This is a genomic window from Shinella sp. JR1-6, from assembly GCF_004284735.1.
GTDB lineage: Bacteria > Pseudomonadota > Alphaproteobacteria > Rhizobiales > Rhizobiaceae > Shinella.
This window is the reverse complement of sequence record NZ_SHMI01000082.1, coordinates 1-3,344: the sequence shown is the minus strand read 5'-3', so window position 1 is coordinate 3,344 and position 3,344 is coordinate 1. Positions and strand designations below refer to the sequence as shown.

Annotated in this window: 6 protein-coding genes; all 6 read left to right on the top strand. The window is 62.3% G+C overall.

All coding sequences use genetic code 11. The features are described 5' to 3' along the window. Positions 1–117 precede the first annotated feature (117 nt). Complete coding sequence (locus EXZ48_RS34160) at positions 118–438, top strand: DUF736 family protein (protein ID WP_050747014.1); 321 nt, start codon at positions 118–120, stop codon at positions 436–438. 92 nt (positions 439–530) lie between these two features. Beyond that, positions 531–1,322 carry a hypothetical protein gene (locus EXZ48_RS35370; RefSeq protein WP_197284065.1) on the top strand — a complete coding sequence of 264 codons (792 nt, stop codon included), beginning with the start codon at positions 531–533 and terminating at the stop codon, positions 1,320–1,322. Between the two features lie 25 nt (positions 1,323–1,347). Beyond that, positions 1,348–1,533, top strand: coding sequence for a hypothetical protein (locus EXZ48_RS34155; protein WP_050747015.1), 186 nt, complete (start codon positions 1,348–1,350; stop codon positions 1,531–1,533). Beyond that, on the top strand, positions 1,530–1,838 hold the full coding sequence (locus EXZ48_RS34150; RefSeq protein ID WP_130521480.1) for a hypothetical protein: 309 nt from the start codon (positions 1,530–1,532) through the stop codon (positions 1,836–1,838). The genes EXZ48_RS34155 and EXZ48_RS34150 overlap by 4 nt, the downstream gene beginning before the upstream one ends. Before the next feature lie 299 nt (positions 1,839–2,137). Beyond that, positions 2,138–2,392, top strand: a complete 255-nt coding sequence (locus EXZ48_RS34145; RefSeq protein ID WP_050747017.1) for a type II toxin-antitoxin system Phd/YefM family antitoxin — start codon at positions 2,138–2,140, stop codon at positions 2,390–2,392. Next, positions 2,392–2,817: a type II toxin-antitoxin system VapC family toxin gene (locus EXZ48_RS34140; RefSeq protein ID WP_050747018.1), complete on the top strand. Its 426-nt coding sequence runs from the start codon at positions 2,392–2,394 to the stop codon at positions 2,815–2,817. Before EXZ48_RS34145 ends, EXZ48_RS34140 begins: the two co-directional genes overlap by 1 nt. Positions 2,818–3,344 lie beyond the last annotated feature (527 nt).

The window sequence follows — 3,344 nt, the reverse complement described above, 5'->3', positions numbered from 1 at the left end:
GGCTGCGCCCTCCCCCCTCTGTCCGGGGGAATGTCAGAGGCCATTCCCCCGGAAAGACCGGGGAGGCTTCGCCCAAGGGGGCTCCCCTTCGGGAAACGCAAACTCAGGAGACAGACAATGACCGAACTTTCCAACTTCATCCGTTTCAACGAAGACGGCACCCTCAGCGGCAATATCGCATCCATCGCCTATGACATCGACGTCGCCGGCGAAGCCTACGCCAGCACCAACAAGGATGCCCCGGTTTACCGCATCTTTGCCAAGTCCCCTCGCGGCCGACGCGTAGAACTCGGCGGTATCTGGAAGAAGAAGAACCAGAACGGCGGCGACTATCTCAGCCTCTCCGTCAGCACGGGCCACGGCAGGCTCAACGCCAATCTTGGCCGGTTCCCCGGTCAGGACGACGAAGACCTCATGGCTGTCATTCCGTGGGATTGATGGCGCGACCGAAACACTGGCCCTGCCCGAAGGGGAGCGATCCCCTTCGGCGTAAGCCGAACCTTCAAGGATGAACTCAGGAGGAGCAAATCGTGGACACGCCGAACACCGACACGATGGGCGATGCGCTGGTGGAGAACGGCTTCGCGCCGAACCTCGCCATTCTCGACATCAATAATTCGCTGGCCGTCCCACATGGCTTCGAGCTGCCCGAGCCGTGGAACCTGCCGTCGCGCATGTTCCGGCATCCCATCGAGGTTTGCCCTCCCGATGGAACGCAGCCGCGCAAAATAGGGCTTCGCCATCCCCTGCTGGCCGACCATCCCTATGTGCGGCATGTCGAAAACCTGTTGGGGTACGAGATAGACCGAAACGGCGCGCCGAACCGCCACGGCTATTCGAGCGGCCCGACTGCGCGCTGGTGGCACGCCGTCGACCTGATCACGGCGCGGAATTGGCGCGAATTGCTGGCGACGCGGGAGTTCACGGAGCGAGAGTGCATCATGCACGCCGTGGCCTTCGGGTGCCGCTATTCCCATCACGAGGACAAAAAGGCGTCGGGCTATATCTCCATCGCCGACGCCCGCAAGGTCATGGGCGCGGTCAGGGCAAGCGAACCCGGCGACCGAAGCGCCACCATCCGCGCTTTCTCTGCCCCGAGCGTCTGCCGTCAGCACAAGGGCAGCCAGCATTGGCCGATCTATACCGGCCGTCTATCCGCCGAGGCCGAGGCTTGGGGAATGATCTTCGGCATCGAGGACGGCTGGTTTCGCTATGACCGTGCCGGTTTCCTCCAGTGGTCCGCGTTGGGCCGCGAGCGTTACGCGGCGGGCGATAGCGCCACCTACATGCAGGCCAGCGGCCAAGCCGCCTTTTCCTTTTAGGCACTGGTCGGAACGGAAATCTCCAGTGAGCAAGCACACAGTCACCATCATCCAAATATTTTGCGCCGAGCGCCTCATAAACGTCGAAGTCGATGCGGCCGATCACGAGAGCGCCATCGAGGGGTTCCAGAATGGCAGCGTCGAGGTTCCGGACTTTGACGATCCAAGGTGGACAACGGAGTGGAATTTGCAAAGCGAGGCCTACGAATGAGCCGCTACACCGTTACCCTTCTGAAAGGCGAGAGAACGGACGACGAGGCTGTCATCGGCTTCGATCCGCCGCTACGCACCTTCTTTCTTCAGGGCTTCGAGAGCGATGACGATTTCGGCACGCCGGAAATCTGGCTCGGCACGCTTTTGGAGGAATTCCCGACCTTGGAGGCGATCATCGAGGCGGCACGCCGGCAGGGCTACGAGGTCCGCGATCTCGATCACGCCGACATGATTGCGCTTCTGGCGGAGGCGGGCCACGACTATGAGCCATCCATCGCGGAAAAGCTCGGTTTCATCCGGTAGCAAACCCGCCTGCCCCTCCTCCCGACGCGGAGGGGCAGCAGTACCAGTGACCGCTTCGCACCCGCATCGAGCGGACGCGATGCGGTACGAGAGGAGCCCCAAAGCCCCTCCCCTCGCCCTCCCCTTCCCGCCCCGAAAGGCCCACGCGTCAGGGGACAATACGGATTTCTGTCGCTGCGTTGGTTTTGGGATTTTGTCTCAATTCGCACGGGACCGCGCTCTCGGCGCAGTCCCGTCTTGTAATTCCGGCCTATACGCGCTAATTGTGGTTACGTAACCACAATTGTTGGAGGCTTGTTATGGCCATCACCACACTTTCAGGCCGGGAACTCAATCACGACCTTGGCCGCGCAAAGCGCGCCGCGAACGGGGGGCCTGTCATAATCACCGACAGGGGGCGGCCAGCGCATGTCCTTTTGTCGTTTGACGAGTACAAGCGGCTTACCGGCAAAATGCGGACGCTCGGTGACATGCTGGCCGCGCCGGGAGCGGAAGACGTCGACTTGCCTCTCCCGCAGCGAACCGAGCATGCCCAGCCGGTCGATCTGTCCTGATGCTGTTGCTCGATACCAATGTCGTGTCCGAGCTGCGCAAGGTTGCGAGCGGCAGGGCGCATCCCAACGTCGTGGTCTGGAACGAAACCGTCGATCCGGCCGAAACCTTCATTTCCTCTGTTGTGCTGCACGAACTGGAGATTGGTGTGCGGCTGGTGGAGCATAATGATCCCGCCGCCGGCAAAGTATTGCGCAACTGGCTCGAAAATACCGTCCTCACGACGTTTTCGGGCCGAATCCTACCTCTGGACGAGGCGGCAGCCGTTCAGGCGGCCCGATGGCATGTGCCTGATCCAAAGCCGATCAACGACGCCTATATCGCGGCGACGGCGTTCACCCGTCGCATGACCCTGGTGACGCGCAACGTGAGGGATTTCGACGGTATGGGTGTTGCGCTCGTCAATCCGTGGGATCTCTCGGAATAGCATGCCGACGATTCGGTCCCGCCGTCATGTCCAACGGTGGAAGGAGACGATGAAATCGGCTCACGCTTTCGCTTCCAGCCAACGCGGTCGACTGTAGCCCCTGCGCCTGGAACGTGTCCGATGCTTTGATCCAACCGCGCGCCTACGCGCGGGGCTGCAATCGGTTTCTGTCAGCCGACACTCGCTTCTTGTGCCGACTGTTTTGCGGTGATGAAGACTGTTTTCCAGCCGCAGCGCCGTGAGGACGGCGCGGCCGCGGCCGCAGCGAACCGGCCTTGCCGGTGAGCGGAGCAGGCGGAGGAAACCCGCGCTCCCCAATAGCGCCGTAGGGTTTTCCGGAGCCTCGTGGGAAACGGGCGTTTTTCCATGATGGTGATCTTCTTCGATATCCTGGTGGGCCACCGCCCGTTCCGGTCGGCCGCGCTCTATGCGAGCACGGAGCCAGCCGGAGGCCGTCTCCGCCGATCCCGGTAACGATCGCTTGTCCGGTCGGTGGCTTGCGCCCCCGGCACTGAGGCCCGGCGACG

What these genes read in the sequence shown, in the direction of transcription:
- EXZ48_RS34150 (WP_130521480.1), top strand. Translation starts at nt 1,530, where the DNA reads ATGAGCCGCTACACCGTTACCCTTCTGAAAGGCGAGAGAACGGACGAC.
- EXZ48_RS34140 (WP_050747018.1), top strand. Translation starts at nt 2,392, where the DNA reads ATGCTGTTGCTCGATACCAATGTCGTGTCCGAGCTGCGCAAGGTTGCG.
- EXZ48_RS34145 (WP_050747017.1), top strand. Translation starts at nt 2,138, where the DNA reads ATGGCCATCACCACACTTTCAGGCCGGGAACTCAATCACGACCTTGGC.
- EXZ48_RS34160 (WP_050747014.1), top strand. Translation starts at nt 118, where the DNA reads ATGACCGAACTTTCCAACTTCATCCGTTTCAACGAAGACGGCACCCTC.